The 15,699-nt window shown below is 72.3% G+C and carries 12 protein-coding genes, 2 tRNA genes and 2 pseudogenes; 5 read left to right on the top strand and 11 right to left on the bottom strand.

The annotated features are described in order from the left end of the window. Positions 1–23: 23 nt before the first annotated feature. The 7 genes and pseudogenes from hutH to ABEA87_RS10855 all read right to left on the bottom strand — a co-directional run. On the bottom strand, positions 24–1,568 hold the full coding sequence (gene hutH, locus ABEA87_RS10885) for a histidine ammonia-lyase (RefSeq protein ID WP_345628508.1): 1,545 nt from the start codon (positions 1,566–1,568) through the stop codon (positions 24–26). Next, positions 1,565–2,758 (bottom strand): imidazolonepropionase, encoded by a 1,194-nt coding sequence (gene hutI / locus ABEA87_RS10880; protein ID WP_345628506.1) that lies wholly within the window; start codon positions 2,756–2,758, stop codon positions 1,565–1,567. The genes hutH and hutI overlap by 4 nt, the downstream gene beginning before the upstream one ends. After that, on the bottom strand, positions 2,755–4,128 hold the full coding sequence (locus ABEA87_RS10875) for a formimidoylglutamate deiminase (protein ID WP_345628504.1): 1,374 nt from the start codon (positions 4,126–4,128) through the stop codon (positions 2,755–2,757). Before ABEA87_RS10875 ends, hutI begins: the two co-directional genes overlap by 4 nt. Continuing rightward, complete coding sequence (locus ABEA87_RS10870) at positions 4,125–5,309, bottom strand: allantoate amidohydrolase (protein WP_345628920.1); 1,185 nt, start codon at positions 5,307–5,309, stop codon at positions 4,125–4,127. Before ABEA87_RS10870 ends, ABEA87_RS10875 begins: the two co-directional genes overlap by 4 nt. A gap of 11 nt (positions 5,310–5,320) precedes the next feature. After that, on the bottom strand, positions 5,321–6,970 hold the full coding sequence (gene hutU, locus ABEA87_RS10865) for a urocanate hydratase (protein ID WP_345628502.1): 1,650 nt from the start codon (positions 6,968–6,970) through the stop codon (positions 5,321–5,323). A 43-nt stretch (positions 6,971–7,013) separates the two neighbouring features. Beyond that, positions 7,014–7,625: pseudogene (locus ABEA87_RS10860) on the bottom strand (MurR/RpiR family transcriptional regulator); the annotation flags it as partial. 369 nt (positions 7,626–7,994) lie between these two features. Further along, positions 7,995–8,171 (bottom strand): annotated as a pseudogene (locus ABEA87_RS10855) (MurR/RpiR family transcriptional regulator); the annotation flags it as partial. A gap of 91 nt (positions 8,172–8,262) precedes the next feature. Between ABEA87_RS10855 and ABEA87_RS10850 the strand changes: the two are divergent. Both ABEA87_RS10850 and ABEA87_RS10845 read left to right on the top strand, forming a co-directional pair. Continuing rightward, a complete protein-coding gene (locus tag ABEA87_RS10850; RefSeq protein WP_345628500.1) occupies positions 8,263–9,072 on the top strand; it encodes an MOSC domain-containing protein in 810 nt (269 codons plus the stop codon). 60 nt (positions 9,073–9,132) lie between these two features. Continuing rightward, the gene (locus ABEA87_RS10845) at positions 9,133–9,630 is read left to right on the top strand and encodes an RICIN domain-containing protein (protein ID WP_345628498.1); all 498 of its coding nucleotides are present in this window, start codon (positions 9,133–9,135) and stop codon (positions 9,628–9,630) included. A gap of 85 nt (positions 9,631–9,715) precedes the next feature. Here ABEA87_RS10845 and ABEA87_RS10840 read toward each other — a convergent pair. The 3 genes from ABEA87_RS10840 to ABEA87_RS10830 all read right to left on the bottom strand — a co-directional run bounded on the left by ABEA87_RS10840 (position 9,716) and on the right by ABEA87_RS10830 (position 11,321). After that, positions 9,716–9,788 (bottom strand) — tRNA-Leu (locus ABEA87_RS10840). A gap of 258 nt (positions 9,789–10,046) precedes the next feature. Then, positions 10,047–10,523, bottom strand: a complete 477-nt coding sequence (bcp, locus tag ABEA87_RS10835; RefSeq protein ID WP_345628496.1) for a thioredoxin-dependent thiol peroxidase — start codon at positions 10,521–10,523, stop codon at positions 10,047–10,049. A gap of 51 nt (positions 10,524–10,574) precedes the next feature. After that, the gene (locus tag ABEA87_RS10830; protein WP_345628494.1) at positions 10,575–11,321 is read right to left on the bottom strand and encodes a DsbA family protein; all 747 of its coding nucleotides are present in this window, start codon (positions 11,319–11,321) and stop codon (positions 10,575–10,577) included. Between the two features lie 359 nt (positions 11,322–11,680). Between ABEA87_RS10830 and ABEA87_RS10825 the strand changes: the two genes are divergently transcribed. Continuing rightward, entirely contained in the window at positions 11,681–13,342 is a 1,662-nt protein-coding gene (locus ABEA87_RS10825; protein WP_425570848.1) for a copper resistance CopC/CopD family protein, read from the top strand. Positions 13,343–13,372: 30 nt separating this feature from the next. On the opposite strand, the gene ABEA87_RS10820 is transcribed toward ABEA87_RS10825, so the two are convergent. Next, the gene (locus ABEA87_RS10820) at positions 13,373–14,632 is read right to left on the bottom strand and encodes a glycosyltransferase 87 family protein (RefSeq protein ID WP_345628490.1); all 1,260 of its coding nucleotides are present in this window, start codon (positions 14,630–14,632) and stop codon (positions 13,373–13,375) included. Positions 14,633–14,723: 91 nt separating this feature from the next. Here ABEA87_RS10820 and orn point away from each other — a divergent pair, with 91 nt between their 5' ends. Beyond that, positions 14,724–15,335: an oligoribonuclease gene (gene orn, locus ABEA87_RS10815; RefSeq protein WP_345628488.1), complete on the top strand. Its 612-nt coding sequence runs from the start codon at positions 14,724–14,726 to the stop codon at positions 15,333–15,335. A gap of 135 nt (positions 15,336–15,470) precedes the next feature. After that, a tRNA-His gene (locus ABEA87_RS10810) sits at positions 15,471–15,546 on the top strand. Positions 15,547–15,699 lie beyond the last annotated feature (153 nt).

Genomic DNA, 15,699 nt, shown 5'->3' with positions numbered 1-15,699 from the left:
CGCGCGACGACCCAGACCAGTCGCTAGAGCAGCGGGCCGACGGCCTTCTCGACGGCGGCCCTCAGGTCGGCCCCGCGTACCGATTCGCGGGCGGACTCCAGCACGGGAGCGAGGAAGACGTCCGGCCCCGGCTCGCCGGCGAACCGGGCCACCGCCTCGATCGCGACCCGGCCCGCGGGCGACGCGGTCAGCGGTGCGCGCAGTTGGAGCCCGCGCACCCCGGCCAGCAACTCGACCGCCAGCAGGCTGGTGAGGTTGTCCAGCACGGTGCGCAGCTTGCGGGTGGCCGCCCACCCCATGCTCACGTGGTCCTCCTGCATGCCGCTGGTGGGCAGCGAGTCCACGCTGGCCGGGTTGGCCAGCCGCCGGTTCTCGGCGACGATGCCGGCCGCGGTGTACTGGGCGATCATCAGCCCGGAGTTGACCCCGGCGTCCGGGCTGAGGAACGGCGGCAGGTCCCGGGACCGGCACACGTCCAGCAGCCGGTCCACCCGGCGCTCGGCGATCGCGCCGACCTCCGCCGCGGCGATGGCCAGGAAGTCCGCCGCGAAGCCCAGCGGCGCCCCGTGGAAGTTGCCGGTCGACTCCACCCGGCCGTCCGGCAGCACCACCGGATTGTCCACAATGGACACCAACTCGCGGGCGGCCACCTCGTTCACGTGGCCCAGGGTGTCCCGGGCCGCCCCGGCGACCTGCGGGGCGCACCGCATCGAGTACGCGTCCTGCACCGCGTGCGCCATGTCGTTGCGGTGGCTGTCCATGATGGACGAATTCTGCAGCAGCCGGTGGATGTTGGCGGCCGAGACGGACTGGCCCGGATGCGGCCGGATGGCGTGCAGCTCGGGCTGGAACGGCCGGTCGCTGCCGAGCATCGCCTCGATGGACAGCGCGGCGGTCAGGTCCGCCATGGTGAACAGGTGCGCGGCGTCGTCGGCGGCCAGCAGCAGCATGCCGAGCATGCCGTCGGTGCCGTTGATGAGCGCCAGCCCCTCCTTGGCTGCCAACCGGATCGGGCGCAACCCGGCCCGGCTCAGCGCCTCGCCGCCGGCCACCCGGGAGCCGTCGTCGCCGAGCACCCAGCCCTCGCCGAGCAGGACGAGCGCGCAGTGCGCCAGCGGCGCCAGGTCGCCGGAGGCGCCCAGCGAGCCGTGCTCCGGCACCCACGGGGTGATGTCGTGGTTGAGCAGGTCCACCAGCGCCTGGGCGACCAGTGGCCGGACCCCGGACCGGCCCATGGCCAGCGACCGCACGCGCAGCAGCATCATCGCGCGAACCACCTCGCGCGGCATGGGTGCGCCGATGCCGGCGGAGTGGGAGCGGATCAGCGCGTGCTGGAGTTCGGAGCGGCGCTCGGGCGAGATCGGGGTGTCGGCCAGTGCCCCGAAACCGGTGGAGACACCGTAGACCGGGCGGCCGTCCCGCTCGATGGCCTCCACGAGGTGCCGGCTGGCGGTCATCGCGTCGAGCGCGGCCGGGGACAGCTCCAGCCGGGCCCCCCGGCGGGCGGTGGCGACGACGTCGTCCGGGGAGACTCCGGTCGGCGAGATGGCGATGGTGGTGCTGGTCATGTCGGCTCTCCGCGCTGAATTACTCGGTGGATCAGTGGTACTCCCGGCCGGTAGGCCAGGTGCAGATGGCTGGGTGCGTCCAGGATGGACAGATCGGCACGGGCACCGACGTCCAGGTGCCCGATGTCGTCGCGGCGCAGGGCTCGCGCGCTCCCGGTGGTGGCGGCCCAGAGCGCCTCGGCCGGGGTCATCCGCATCTCCCGTACCGCGAGCGCCAGGCAGAACGGCATCGACGAGGTGTACGACGAGCCCGGGTTGCAGTCGGTGGCCAGGGCGACGGTGGCGCCGGCGTCGAGCAGCGCGCGGGCGTCCGGGTACGGCGACCGGGTGGAGAACTCGGCGCCGGGCAGCAGGGTCGCGACGGTGTCCGAGCCGGCCAGCGCGTCAACATCCGATGTGGACAGATGGGTGCAGTGGTCGGCGCTGGCGGCGCCCAGCTCGACGGCTATCCGCACCCCCTCACCGGCGGTGAGCTGGTTGGCGTGGATGCGGGCACCGAGCCCGGCCGCGATGCCGGCGCGCAGGACCTCCCGGGCCTGGTCGGGGTCGAACGCGCCGCGCTCGCAGAACACGTCGATCCACCGCGCGTACGGTCGGACCGCCTCCAGCATCGGGCCGCCGACCAGCCGCACGTAGTCGGCGGGGTCGTGGCCCTCGGGCACTACATGGGCGCCGAGGTAGGTGGTCTCGGCGGTGAACTCGGCGGCCAGCCGCACGGACCGGGCCTCGTCCTCGACGGTCAGCCCGTATCCGCTCTTGATCTCGATGGTGGTGGTGCCCTGCCGGCGTGCCTCGGCCACCAGCCGGGCGAGGTTGGCCCGCAGCAACTCGTCGTCCGCGGCCCGGGTGGCGGCCACGGTGGTGCGGATCCCACCGCCGGTGTACGGCTGTCCGGCCATCCGGGCGGCGAACTCGGCGGCCCGGTCGCCGGCGAACACGAGGTGCGCGTGGCTGTCCACGAAGCCGGGGATGACGGCCCGGCCGGCCGCGTCGATGCGCCGGTCCGCCGCCGGAACCCGGGAGGACGGGCCGATCCAGGCCACCCGCCCGCCCGAGACGACCAGGGCCGCGTCCGACAGGGTCCCCTGTGGACCGTGCGTGGTCAGCTCGCCGATGTTGTCCACCACGAGACTCGGGCCGCCGCCGAGGTTCGCAGCGCCGCCGCTCGGGCCGCCGCCGGTGACGCTCATCCGGTCACCGCCCCGATCGACTCGCGCAGCTCGCGCGCCACGTCGAGGGTCACGTGCCGCCCCTCCCGCACCACCACCCGGCCATCCACCACCACGTGAGTAACGTCCGCCGCCGTGGCCGCCAGTACCGCCCCGGCCAGCGGCTCGGTGCCCGCGGTACGGACCGAGTCCAGGGCGACGCTGACCAGATCGGCCCGGTGGCCCGGGGCCAGCGCGCCAGCGTCCGGCCAGCCGATCGAACGGTGACCCGCGGACGTGGCCGCGGCCAGCAGTTCGCCCGGGGAGAAGTGCCCGCGCCGCTCGGTGCGCAGGCGCTCGTCCAGCTCCACCGCCCGGGCCTCCTCGAACAGGTCGACGACGGCGTGCGAGTCGCTGCCCAGACACAGTGGGCTGCCGGCGTCGGCCAGCGCCCGGGCCGGGCCGATGCCGTCGGCGAGATCCCGCTCGGTAGTCGGGCAGAGGCAGGCGCCGGTGCCGGTGTCGCCGAGCAGCGCCAGATCCACCTCGGACAGGTGGGTGGCGTGCACCGCCGTCGTACCGGGACCCAGGGCGTCGTGCGCGTGCAGCACGGCGGCGGGGGAGCGGCCGTACCGGGCCCGGCAGTCCTCGTTCTCGGCCCGCTGTTCGGACAGGTGCAGGTGCAGCGGCAGCCCCTCCGCCGCCGCCACGAGAACACCGATCTGCTCGGCAGGCACCGCTCGCACCGAATGCAGTGCCGCCCCCCGGCGGGCGTGCGGCGCGCGGCGCAGCCCGGACGCCCTCGCGGCCCAGCCGTCCGCGTCGCCATCGCCGAAGCGCAGCTGCGCGCCGCGCAGCGGCTGACCGTCCACGGTGGAGGTCAGGTACAGGGTGTCCAACAGCGTGATCCGGATACCCGCCTCGGCCGCGGCGGCGATCAGGGCGTGGCCCATCGCGTTCGGGTCGGCGTACCGGGCGCCGCCCGGCGCGTGGTGCAGGTAGTGGAACTCGCCCACCGCGGTGATGCCGGCCAGCACCATCTCGCCGTACACGGCCCGGGCCAGGCGGAAGTAGGAGTCCGGATCCAGCCGATCGGCGAGCGCGTACATGCCCTCCCGCCAGGTCCAGAACGTGCCAACTCCGGCGGGGTCCGCTTTGTGGCGCAGCCGAGCACCCACAACGTCTCCCTGCACCCGGCCGCGCAGGGCGCGGTGGAACGCGTGGGAGTGCGCGTTGGCCAGGCCCGGGATGGTCAGTCCGGGCAGCCGGGTGGCGTTCCCGGCCGGCGCGCCCGGTCGCACCTCGACGATCACGCCGCCGGCGACCTCGATGAGCACGTCGCGTACCGGCGTCTCGCCGCCCAGCCAGGCGTGCTCGGCGTGGTACCGGGCGGGAGCCGAGGGCGCGTTCACCGGCAGGCCAGCTCGGCGAGGACGTCGGCCAGCGCGGTGACTCCGGCCGCGCAGTCGTCGTCGGTGGCGTACTCGCCGGGCGCGTGCGAGACCCCGGTCGGGTTGCGGACGAACAGCATCGCCGTGGGCACCCGGGCGGCCAGCACCCCGGCGTCGTGCCCGGCCCCCGTCGGCAGGACGGGCGCGCCCAGCAGGGTCGCGAGCCGGTCGCGCAGGCCGGCGTCGAAGCCGGTCGCGGGCGAGACCGACTCCGGGGTCACCGTGACCGTGGTGCCGTCCCGGCCGGCCCGCTCCGCCGCCCGTACCGAGACCGCCTCGACCAGACCGTCCAATGTGGACTGATCGGCGGCCCGGGCGTCGAGCCACCCGGTCACCCGCTCGGCGATCGCGTTGGTGGCGTTGGGCGCGGCCGAGATCCGGCCGATCGTGGCGTGCGCACCACGCAGCCGGGCCTCCTTGTTGGCGGCCAGCACGGTGTAGGCGAAGGTGAGCATCGGGTCGCGACGGTCGGCCATCCGGGTCGTACCGGCGTGGTTGCCCTGGCCGGTGAACTCCAGCCGCCACCGCCCGTGCGGCCAGATCGCGCTGGCCACGCCGACCGGGCGGTCCAGCGCCCGGCCCTGCTCCACGTGCAGCTCCACGAACGCGCCGATGCCGGCCAGCCGGTCCGGATCCGGACCGAGCCCGGCCGGGTCCAGGCCGCTCGCCTCGGCCAGCCAGACGCCGTCCGGGTCACGCAGCGCCGCCGCCCGGTCCGGGGCCAGCGTGCCGCACATCAGCCGGGAGCCCAGGCAGGCGATGCCGAACCGGGACCCCTCCTCCTCGGCGAACGCGGCGACGCCGACCGGCCGGGCCGGTGCCAGGCCACGCTCAGCGAGCAGGTCCAGGGCGAGGAAGGCAGAGACGACCCCCAGCGGGCCGTCGTACCCGCCCCCGCCCGGTACCGAGTCGAAGTGCGACCCGGTCACCACCGCGTCGCCGGCGGCCGGATCGCCCAGCCAGGCCCACAGGTTGCCGTTGCGGTCGGTCTCGACCGGCATCCCGCGCGCGCCGGCCTGCTCGGCGAACCAGTCCCGGCAGGCCAGCTCCGGCGGCGACCAGGCGTACCGGTGGTACCCGGACTCGCCGTGCCCGATCGGTGCGAGGGTGCGCCACAGGTCGGCGAACCGTTGGGGCGTCATGGCGCCAGCGCTCACGCCGACTCCCGCATCGGGATGCGCACCCCGTGCTCCTCGGCGACCTGCGCCGCCAGCTCGTAGCCGGCGTCCACGTGCCGCATCACGCCGGTGCCCGGGTCGTTGGTCAGCACCCGTTCGATCTTCTGCGCGGCCAGTTCGGTGCCGTCGGCCACGGTGACCTGACCGGCGTGGATGGAGCGGCCGATGCCGACCCCGCCGCCGTGGTGGATGGACACCCACGAGGCGCCGGACGCCGTGTTCAGCAACGCGTTGAGCAGCGGCCAGTCGGCGATTGCGTCGGAGCCGTCGGCCATCGACTCGGTCTCCCGGTACGGCGAGGCGACCGAGCCGGTGTCCAGGTGGTCGCGGCCGATGACGATCGGCGCCTTGAGGGTTCCGTCGGCGACCAGTTCGTTGAAGCGCAGCCCGGCGCGGTCCCGCTCGCCGTACCCGAGCCAGCAGATCCGGGCCGGCAGGCCCTGGAAGGCGACCCGCTCGCCGGCCAGCCGGATCCATCGGGCCAGCGATTCGTTCTCCGGGAACAGCTCCAGGATCGCCCGGTCGGTAGCCGCGATGTCGGCCGGGTCGCCGGACAGCGCGGCCCACCGGAACGGCCCCTTGCCCTGACAGAACAGCGGCCGGATGTAGGCCGGCACGAAGCCCGGGAACGCGAACGCGTCCGCGAAACCGCCGGCCAGCGCCTCGCCCCTGATGGAGTTGCCGTAGTCGAAGACCTCGGCCCCGGCGTTCTGGAAGCCGACCATCGCCGCCACGTGCCGGGCCATCGAGGCGCGGGCCCGGTCGGTGAACTCCTCGGGCTTCTTGGCGGCGTAGTCCGGCGCGTCGTCCGGCTCGATGCCCTCCGGCACGTACGACAGCGGGTCGTGCGCCGAGGTCTGGTCGGTCACGATGTCCACCGGTACGCCGCGGGCCAGCAGCTCCGGCACGACGACGGCCGCGTTGCCCACCACACCGACCGACAGCGCCCTGCGTTCCCGCTTCGCCGCGAGCGCGAGCGCCACCGCCTCGTCCAGTGTGGACGCGACCGTGTCCAGGTACCGGGTGGCCACCCGGCGCGCCAGCCGGGTCGGGTCGACGTCGATGATCAGGCAGGCGCCGCCGTTCATGGTGACCGCCAGCGGCTGAGCGCCGCCCATCCCGCCGCAGCCGGCGGTGAGCGTGAGGGTGCCGGCCAGGGTTCCGTTGAACCGCTTCTCCGCGACGGCCGCGAACGTCTCGTAGGTGCCCTGCAGGATCCCCTGCGTACCGATGTAGATCCACGACCCGGCGGTCATCTGGCCGTACATGGTCAGGCCCAGCCGTTCCAGCCGCCGGAACTCCGGCCAGGTGGCCCAGTCGCCGACCAGGTTCGAATTCGCGATCAGCACCCGGGGGGCCCACTCGTGCGTGCGGAACACGCCGACCGGCCGGCCGGACTGCACCAGCATGGTCTCGTCATTTTCCAGGGTGGACAGTGTGCGGATCAGCGCGTGGTAGGACGGCCAGTCCCGGGCGGCCCGGCCGGTGCCGCCGTAGACCACGAGGTCCTGCGGCCGTTCCGCGACGTCGGGATCCAGGTTGTTCTGCAGCATCCGCAGCGCCGCCTCCTGCGGCCACGCACGGGCGGTCAGCGCGGTACCCCTCGGGGCCCGAATCGTGTCCACATCGAACTCCTGTCTCACGAAACCCTGTCCACCGGCGGACTTCCTAACGGACGAAGACGTTGCGCCGGGCGGCGGACGATTCAAACTGCTCCAACCGCGCCTGGGTGTCCGCCGGCGCGGCGTCGCACATCGCCTGCAGCAGCACCATGGCCAGCGCCATCGGGGCGACGTGCAGGTCGAAGACCAGCCGGGCGCCGACCGCCGCGCTCAGCGTGACATCCGCCAGCGCGGCGGCGGGGCTGATCGGGGAATCGGTCAGCACCACCAGCGACAGCCCCGCCGCCCGGGCGGCGTCCAGCGCGCCGAGCGCCTCGCGCGGGTACCGGGGCAGGACGATGGCGAGCATGGCCGTCGCCCCGGCCGCGACGGCCTGGTCGATCCGGTCGTGCAGCAGGCTGCCGCCCTGATCGAAGGTCCGCACGTCCGGGTGGATCTTGGCGGCGAAGTACCCGAAGTAGTTGGCCATCGGCGCGGCGGCGCGCAGCCCGAGCACGGGCAGCGCCGGGCTGCGGATCAGTGCCGCGCTCGCCGCCGCGATCGCCGCCCGGTCGGTCGTGCCCTCGGCCAGGCGCTCGGCGAGCCGGCCGAGGTTGTCCAGCTCGCCGTCGATGGCGTGCTGCAGCTCGTTGCGGGGCGGCCAGCCCCGCCCGGCCGGATCGGCCACGGCCGCCTGGCCCGCGCCGAGGATCGTGCCGGCCGCGCCGGTCCCAACGAGCACGCCGGCCTTGTCCGCGTCACCGGCGTCGCGGGCCTCGTCCGCGCTCCCGGCCCCGCGCACGCTCCCGGCCCCCCGCACGTTGTCCGCGTCACCGGTCCCGCCGGTCGTACCGGCGCCGCCGGTCCCGAGGGCTGTGCCGGTCGGGTTGGCCGTGCCGGTCGGGTTGGCCGCACCGGGCCGGGGGGTGTCGCCGGCCCGGTGCGTGCCGCCGACCTCGTGCGCGCCGCCGGGCCCGGGGGCGGTACCGGGCCAGTGCGCGCCACCGGTCGGATAGGCGTGGCCGTTCGGGACGGGGTCGCGCAGCGACCGGCGCAGGGCCGGATACCCGTCGAACCCGAGGGCCATCGCGAACCGGGTGACCGACGGCTGGCTGACCCGGGCCAGCTCCGCGACCTCGCTGCTGGACAGGAAGGCGGCATCCGGCCGCTCCAGCAGGCACTGCGCGATGCGCCGCTGGGTAGGGGTCAGCCGTACCCCGTCCACCAGCCGCAGCAAGCCGTCATTCACCGGGGGAATGTATGCAGACTTTCATTCAGCAGTCAACCGGTACCCTCCCGGCCGGTACCCTCTGTGCATGAGGCTCGGAGCGATCGCCACCTATCCCGTCAAGAGCTGTCGGCGGCTGGAGCACGGGCGGGCCACCGTGCACCGGTGGGGGCTGGACGGCGACCGCCGCTGGATGGTCACCGACGGTACGGGGCGCATGCTGACCCAGCGTGAAGAGCCGCGGATGACCCAGATCCGGCCCGAGATCGTGGGCGGGGCGCTGGTGCTGCGCGCCGAGGGCGCCGGTGAGCTGCGGGTACCGGCGCAGCCCGCCGATTTGGAGCCGATCACGATCTGGCGTACCACGGTGCCGCTCAGCCGGGTGGGCGAGGAGGCGGACGTCTGGCTGTCCGCGGTGCTGGAGCGCAAGGTGCGCCTCTACTACCTCGACGACCCCACCCGGCGGCCGATCAACCCGGACTACTCCACCCCGGACGACCGGGTCAGCCTGGCCGACGGGTACCCGCTGCTGCTGGCGAACTCGGCGTCGCTGGCGGCGCTCAACGACTGGCTGGCGGAGGAGAGCCCGAACGAGGGTCCGCTGCCGATGACCCGGTTCCGGCCCAACGCGGTGGTGGACGGCGCGGCACCGTGGGCGGAGGACGAGTGGCTCGGCCGCCGGGTGCGGATCGGCGCGGTCACCTTCCGGGTACCGAAGCCGTGCGACCGGTGCGTCATCACGACCACGGATCAGGAGACCGGAGCCCGGGGCCGGGAGCCGCTGCGGACGCTGGCCCGGCACCGCAACGTCAACCAGGGCCTGCTGTTCGGCGTGAACCTGATCCCGGACGGCCGCGGGGAGATTGCCGTCGGCGACGAGGTCGCGGTCCTGGACTAATTCGCCCCGCGTTTCATCTTCGCTCCGGTCGGGTTTGATCTTGCCGCTTAAGATCCCCTTATGAGACTTCGCACCCTTCTGCGCAACCGGCTCAGCATGACCGCGGCCCTCGCCGTCGTGGCCATGGGAGCACTGTCCCTGCCCGCGGCCCCCGCGAGCGCGGCGCCCATCTATTGGTCGTTCCGGAACACCTTCACCGGCAAGTGCCTGACGGCGGGCGTCAGCAACGGCAGGACCGGAAAGGCCTACGTCGCCACCTGCACCTACGGGGCCAGCCAGGAATGGGACTGGGTCAACGGCGTGAAGGGCGATGAGGAGCTGAGGAGCAAGGCGACCGGCCTCTGCCTGGACACCGACAACAAGTCCGCCACCAACACCGTCTGGACCTCCTCGTGTGGCCTGTTCTCCGACGGCGAGTACTACTCCTACTCCCACGATCTCCGTTCGGACCTCGGAACCCATCTGAGGACCGACCCACACGATGCCAGCGCCGTCTACGCCACGAGGAGCAAGGCGACCGACGGGGCCTACTTCGCCTGGACCGGGAGCACGAACTGATCCACGGGCCGGTTAGGGATGCCGGCCGGCGTCCCCGACCGGGCCGGCGAGCCCGACCGAGCCGGCGAGCGCCGGGGCTGGGCGGTGGGGCCGGTGAGAGTCGAACTCACACTGGCGCGGACCTAAACCGCGTGCCTCTGCCATTGGGCTACGGCCCCGAGTCTCCGGATAGTACCTGCTAACCGAGCCTCGTGACCTCTACGGTTACCTCGGAAACACGGCCCGGCGGGGCGTGATCGCCATCTTCCGGGGTGCTTTGCCCGAATAATCCCGGCCACCCGCCGCCACCTGCGACGGGCCGGCCGGCGTGTCGCCACGCGGCGCCCGGGCGGCGCATCCCGATCGGCGGCGGGATCGGGTCATGCGAGGTGGACTGTCCGAGTCGGACAGCCGGGGCCGGGGCCGGGGCCGAGCCGTCAGTCCAGTCCCAGCTCGCGGCGCAGCTTGGCGACGTGCCCGGTGGCCTTCACGTTGTACATGGCCCGCTCGATCCGGCCCTGCTCATCGATCACGAAGGTGGACCGGATCACGCCGGTGACCGTCTTGCCGTAGAGCTGCTTCTCGCCGTAGGCGCCGTACGAGGTGAGTACGCCGCGGTCCTCGTCCGACACCAGGGGGAAGGTCAGCTGGTCGCGCTCCCGGAACTTGGCGAGCCTGGTCGGCGAGTCCGGGGAGATGCCGATGACCTCGTAGCCGGCCGACCGCAGGGAGGCGATGTTGTCCCGGAAGTCGCACGCCTGCTTGGTGCAGCCCGGGGTCATCGCGGCCGGGTACGCGTACAGCACCACCTTGCGGCCACGCAGCGAGGAGAGCGTGAGCTTCTCTCCGGAATCGGTCAGCAGGCTGAATTCCGGGGCGGCGTCGCCGGGCTGGAGTCGTACGGGCTCGGTCATGAGGCCCAGACTAGCCCGTGCGGCGGTCGGCGACCCCTCGCCGCGTACCGCCTATCTCTTCGCCGCGTCCACGGCCTCCAGCAGCGTGTCCGCCCCCGCGTTGGGCACGGTCCGGCCGGCCACCAGCAGGGTCGGCGTGCCGCTCACGCCCTTGTCCGTTGCCACATCCGTGCTGTGTCCGACCCATCGCCGGTAATCGCCGTGCCGGACGCAGTGGGCGAACTCCGGATCGATCAGCCCGACCCAGGCGCCGATCTGGACCAACTGGTCGTCCGTCAGGCCCGGGGCGTTCTCCGCCGGCTGGAGCGCGAACAGCGCCTTGACGAAGTCGAGGAACTTGCCGCCGTCCGCCGCGCAGGCGGAGGCGGCCGCGGCCTGGGTCGAGTACCCGGGCGGGTTCGAGGACTGGTCCAGGATGGCGATCGGGTGGTACGTCAGGGCGATGGTCCTGGACGCGAGCAGCTGGTCGATCGCGCCGCTGGTCGAGGACTCGAAGTCCTTGCAGTGCCGGCAGTTGAAGTCGACGTACACGTCGACCTTGATCTTCCCGGAGGAGATCACGATGCCGTTGCCGTCCCCGGTCGCGCGCACCGGTACCGGAAACGGCTGGGACTTGTTGTGCTCGTACGCTCGCCAACCGGCCACCCCGGCGAGCACCAGGGCGACCGCCGCGAGGATGGCCACGGCCCGCCGGGCGCGACGGCGCTCGCGTTCGCGCTGCCCCGGCAGCTCCTCCTCGCTGACCAGGTCGGCTGGCGAGGTGTTCAACTCGGAATTGTCGTTGGTCCGTGAACTCAACTCTGGTTCCTCCACTGCACGGGAAGGCGTCGGTGCGGGGGTGGAGGAGTCGGTCGCGTGCTCACACCGAGTGGCGATGGCGCTAACTCAGCGTACTGGCAAATGGGCGGGAACTTTCCGATCGCCCCAAACGACTACCCAGGAGTGAGCTGTTCGACGGGCGGCGCCCTCGCGTGGCGTGCCGGCATGCCAGGGGCGGGCCCTACCGGTCGCGTCAACCAACCGGCACCATATCCGGCATGACCCCCCGCCGATTCCGTAGCCGACCGCGCCGCCGACCCGGCCAGTCGACCCACCGAGTCTCCGACCGCATCCAGGGCCGGGTGGACCGCCGGATCTCCCGCCGGATCTCTCGCCGAATGCTGGTCGCGCTCGCCGGCGCGCTGCTCGGGGTGGCCGGGTTCTTCGCGCTGCCGGCCGGCCCGGCCAGCGCGCACGCCGCGCTGGTCCGCACCTCGCCGACGCAGGGCTCGGTGGTCCAGCAGCCGCCCAGGGAGATCGTGATCACGTTCTCCGAGGCGGTGACCCCGGTCCGGGAAAAGATCAAGGTGATCGGGCCGGACGGCAAGCGGGTCGACCGGGGCAACCCGACGATCAGCGGGGACGACATGCACGTCCCGCTGCGCGGTGACACCCAGCGGGGCACGTACGTGGTGGGGTACCGGGTGATCTCCGCCGACGGGCACCCCGTCGGCGCCGCGTTCACCTACTCGCTGGGCGCCCCGTCGAAGAACACCGCCACCGCCGACGTGAGCAGCGGCGGCCAGACCAACGCCGTGGTGACCGCTGGCGTGTCGGTCGCGGACTTCCTCGGGTACGCCGGCCTCATCCTGGCCATCGGGCCGGCGGTCATGCTGATGATGCTGTGGCCGCGCCGGCTCGAGCGGCGCCGGACCACCCGGCTCGCGTACGCCGGCCTCGGCGTCCTGGCCCTGGGCACCCTCCTGGAGCTGTACCTGGAGGTGCCGTACTCGGTCGGCTCCGGCATCTTCGGCATCTCGGGTAGCGACCTGGGCACCGAGCTGGTCGACCGGTACGGGGTGGCTCACCTGGTCCGGCTCGCCGTCATCGCGGTCGCCGCCGTGCTGCTGCGGCCGGTGCTGGCCGGCGGCGGAGCCACGTGGCAGCGCTGGAGCCTGGCCGTACTCGGCGCCGCCGGGGTGACCACGTTCGGGGTGTCCGGCCACCCGGGCACCTCCGTCGCCCCCGCGCTGACGGTGATCGCCGACGCCGTGCACCTGGGCGGCGTGTCCATCTGGATCGGTGGACTGGTCGTGCTGACCGCGTTCGTGCTGCGCCAGGCCGACACCGACGAGCTGAGCGTGGTGCTGCCGGTGTGGTCGGACTGGGCGGCGGCCTCGGTGGCCGCGCTGGTGCTCGCCGGTACCGCCCAGGCGCTGGTGCAGATCGGCTCGCTCGACGCGCTGCTGCACACCACGTACGGCAAGTTGGTCCTGGTCAAGGCCGGGCTGCTGGTGGCGGTGCTGGTGGTCGCCGTGTTCTCCAGGCAGCTGGTGCGCCGCGGACCGCGGGATGCCGACGGGGCACCGGACCCGACCGTGGGCCGGCGGCTGCGCCGTACGGTGCTGACCGAGGTGGTCGGCGCCGTCGTGATCATCGGCGTCGCCTCGGTACTGGTCCAGACGACGCCCGCCCGCACCCAGCTGGCGGTGTCGGGCTCCACCGGCCAGAACGGCGTCTACTCCACCACCCTGACCTCGTCCCTCTACCAGCTGCAGCTCGACGTCGAGCCCGCGCAGACCGGCCCGAACGAGCTGCACCTGTACGCGTACACCCCGCAGGGCGCCCCGCTGAAGGTGGTCGAGTGGAAGGTGAGCGCGGGGCTGCCGGCGCAGGGCATCGAGCCGATCGCGGCCGTGCTCACCCCGGTCACCGACTCGCACGAGATCGGCCAGGTCACGCTGCCCGTGGCGGGCGACTGGACCTTCAGCTTCACCCTGCGCACCACCGACATCGACGAGGCCACGGTCACCACCACCGTCAAGGTGGCCGGCACGTAGGCCCGCCCAGACGGGCCAGACGGTTGGGCTCTAGAGGTTGGTCCGGAAGGTGGTGGCCAGGCGGGTCGCCGAGGGCTCGCCCGGTCGCAGCAGTCGGATCGGTAGGGCCACGAGCAGCCCCACCATCAGCAGCACGTACCAGTTGCTGAGCACGAAGCCCTCCGGGGTATCCAGGAAGCGCATCGGGATCACGTGCCAGTCGAACAGCTCGATGACGCTGAACGTCACCGTGAACCAGATCACCCCGCCGGCCCAGGCGTACCAGCGCCGCCGGGCCACGCCCGGGGTGGCCGCGACGTCCAGCAGGACGATCAAGGCGGGCACGAACCAGTAGAGGTGGTGCTGCCAGGAGACCGGGCTGACCAGCGAGCCGGCCAGGCCGGTCAGGGTCAGGGCGGTCAGCTGGTCACCGGCCGAGGCGGCCCGACCCGCGCGCCACAGCCCGTACCCGCCGATGACCAGCACCACCAACAGCCAGAGCAGCGAGCCGGGCTGGTCCGGCCGGGCGATGCGGGAGATCATCCCCATGATCGATTGATTCTGGTTCAGGTACAGGTGCCCGATCCGCTGGGTCTTCCACAGGGTCTGCTCCCAGTACTGCCAGGAGTCGCGGGGCGCGAGGATCGCGGCGAGGAGCGTGGTGCCCAGAGCCGTGCCCGTGGCCACGCCGGCCGCCCTGAACCTCCGGGTCACCAGCAGGTACAGGATGAAGATGCCGGGGGTGAGCTTGATCGCGGTGGCCAGCCCGACCCCGACCCCGGAGAAGGGCGCGCCGCGCGGCAGCGCGAACAGCAGGTCCCACAGGATCAGGATGGCCAGGAACATGTTGATCTGGCCGAACGCGGTGTTCTCCCGGATCGGCTCCAGAGTTGTGATCAACGGCACCACGATGAAGAACAGGTACCAGCCCGGCCAGCCGTGCCGGGCCGCGATCGGCCCGAGCAGCCAGGCACTGGTCACCACCACGCACACGCCCGACCCGAGCCAGACCAGCACGATCACCAGCTTGAGCGGCAGCCAGATCATCGGGTACATCAGCACGGCCGCGAAGGGCGGGTAGGTGAAGCCGAGCGAGGCCTGCACCCGATCCGGCTGGGTGTACGTGTAGAGCCGATGTCCGTGCGCCCACCAGTGGATGGCGCTGTAATAGATCTTCAAGTCGAAGAAGTCGTGGCGGTTGCCGTACAGGTACTGGGCGGCGGTGACGGCCAGTACCACCGAGATAGCGACCAGTATCCGTTTGCGCGTCAGCGACGACCCTGACCGGAGGGTTCCGGTCGGGTTGCTCATGCTGGTTCTCCCCAGGTTGTGGCGCGACTTTCGAGCAGCCAGCCTATCGGCGGCGACAGGTCGTCCCTGGGAGGGTCTTAAGCTGTGGCTCGTGGGCGATCTCCTTGTTTGGATCGATTGTGAAATGACCGGGCTCGACCTCGGGCGTGATGCGCTGATCGAGGTGGCCGCGCTGGTCACTGATCCCGAACTCAACGTACTAGGCGATGGCGTCGATGTCGTGATACACGCGGAAGACGCCTTGTTGTCCTCGATGGTCGAAGTCGTCCGGGAGATGCATGATCGTTCCGGACTGACCGAACAGGTGCGGGCCTCGACCGTGACCATGGAGGAGGCCGAGGACCAGATCCTGTCGTACATCGCCGAGTACGTGCCGGACCCGAAGTCCGCCCCGCTGTGCGGGAACTCGATCGCGACGGACCGGGGCTTCCTCGCCCGCGACATGCCGCGCCTCGACGCTCACCTGCACTACCGGATGATCGACGTGTCGTCGATCAAGGAGCTGTGCCGGCGCTGGTTTCCGCGCAGCTACTACGGACAGCCGCCGAAGGGGCTGGCGCACCGGGCGCTGGCGGACATCCAGGAGAGCATCCGGGAGTTGGAGTACTACCGGCGGACGATCTTCGTACCGGGCCCGGGTCTGGACGTGGACACGGCCAAGGCGGTGGCCGCCCAGGTCACGGCGGACCGCCCGATCCTCTGACCCTGCCGGCTGAGCTGGGCCTCAAGCCGACCCGGAGCCCGCCCCCGGGTCGGGGGGAACCCGGTCGACGTGACCCCCCCGATTGTGGCTATCATTGCCTGGTTGTTCGTCGCGCTCAGGCGCGATCGGCACGTGGTGGCTGTAGCTCAGCTGGTAGAGCACCGGGTTGTGGTCCCGGGTGTCGTGGGTTCAAGTCCCATCAGTCACCCCACCTCTCGTTCCGACGAGACACAGGTCAGGCCCGGTCCTCGGACCGGGCCTGACTCGTGAAGGGCGCGCTTTTCCCGCGACTGCCCGCCCGTCCGAAACCGCCACGACCTCCCAAGACGATCTGCCGGATCGAAGATCAGCGCCAAGGGAAACC

The sequence above is a fragment of the Rugosimonospora acidiphila genome (genome assembly GCF_039543385.1).
In the GTDB taxonomy this organism is placed as follows: Bacteria; Actinomycetota; Actinomycetes; order Mycobacteriales; family Micromonosporaceae; genus Rugosimonospora; species Rugosimonospora acidiphila.
The sequence above is the reverse complement of the archived record's forward strand: the minus strand, read 5'-3'. Positions and strand labels throughout refer to the sequence as shown.